The sequence below is a fragment of the Aurantimonas sp. E1-2-R+4 genome (assembly GCF_036549515.1).
Taxonomy (GTDB): Bacteria; Pseudomonadota; Alphaproteobacteria; order Rhizobiales; family Rhizobiaceae; genus Aurantimonas; species Aurantimonas coralicida_A.
This window is the reverse complement of sequence record NZ_JAZHLK010000136.1, coordinates 1-1,281: the sequence shown is the minus strand read 5'-3', so window position 1 is coordinate 1,281 and position 1,281 is coordinate 1. Positions and strand designations below refer to the sequence as shown.

Annotated in this window: 1 protein-coding gene; it reads left to right on the top strand. The window is 68.0% G+C overall.

What is annotated here, in order from left to right:
- The coding region (locus tag VQ045_RS21710) for a methyl-accepting chemotaxis protein (protein ID WP_331831605.1) at nucleotides 1-1,197 on the top strand (1,197 nt) is incomplete at its 5' end.
- Nucleotides 1,198-1,281: the final 84 nt, after the last annotated feature.

The following is a 1,281-nucleotide window of genomic DNA, read 5'->3' as shown; positions in this document are numbered from 1 at the left end:
GACGAGATTGGCCGGATGGCGAATGCGGTGTTGGCGTTCAAGCAGGCGGCGTTGGAAAAGCAGCGGGTCGAGGCCGAGGCGGTGACGCGGCGCGAGGAGGCCGAGGCCGAGCGGCGCCAGAACGGCGAGCGCCAGCAGATGACGGCGCAGGAGCAGGAGCTGGTGGTCGGCGAGATCGGCTCGGGCCTCGCCAAGCTGTCGGACGGCGATCTGACCTATCGCATCGAACAGAGTTTCCCCGACGCCTATGTGAAGCTGAAGGACGATTTCAACGCGGCGATGGACGAGCTCAGCGAGACCATGTCGACGATCGCCGGCACGACGGGCTCGATCCGCTCGGGTACCGGCGAGATCAGCCAGGCCTCGGACGATCTGGCCCGGCGCACCGAGCAGCAGGCGGCAAGCCTTGAGGAGACGGCGGCGGCACTGAACGAGATCACCGCGACGGTCAAGCGCACCGCCGAGGGCGCCAACCATGCCCGCGACGTGGTCGCCAAGGCCAAGTCAGGGGCCGAGGAATCCGGCGTCGTGGTCGGCAACGCGGTCGAGGCGATGAATGGCATCGAGGCCTCGTCCAAGCAGATCGGCAATATCATCGGGGTGATCGACGAGATCGCCTTCCAGACCAACCTTCTGGCCTTGAACGCCGGCGTCGAGGCTGCGCGGGCCGGCGAGGCGGGCCGCGGCTTTGCCGTCGTCGCCCAGGAAGTGCGCGGGCTCGCCCAGCGTTCGGCCGACGCGGCCAAGGAGATCAAGACGCTGATCTCGACCTCGACCGCGCAGGTTGGCGAGGGCGTCGATCTGGTTGCCCGGACCGGTCAGGCGCTGAAGGACATCGCCGCCCAGGTCGGCGAGATCAACACCATCGTGCGGGAGATCTCGTCGTCGGCGCAGGAGCAGGCGACGGGTCTGGCCGAGGTCAACACGGCGGTTCACCAGATGGATCAGGTGACCCAGCAGAACGCCGCGATGGTGGAGGAATCGACCGCTGCCTCGCACCGGCTGACCCAGGAGACCAGCGAGCTGGTCCGGCTGGTCGACCGCTTCGAGCTTGGCGCCGCCAAGCCGGCCTCCGGCAAGGGCAAGCCCGGCGCCCGGCCGGCGGCCCATGCGCCGCAACTGGCGGTCGTCGGCAACACCGCCCGCAAGCCGCAGCCGGTCGCCGCCAACGAGACCGATACCTGGGAAGAGTTCTGACAAGGCCGCGAACGCGGCTGAAACAAACCAACATTCCCATGCCAATCAGGGCGGTCCGGTCAAACCAGGCCGCCCTTTTTTCGT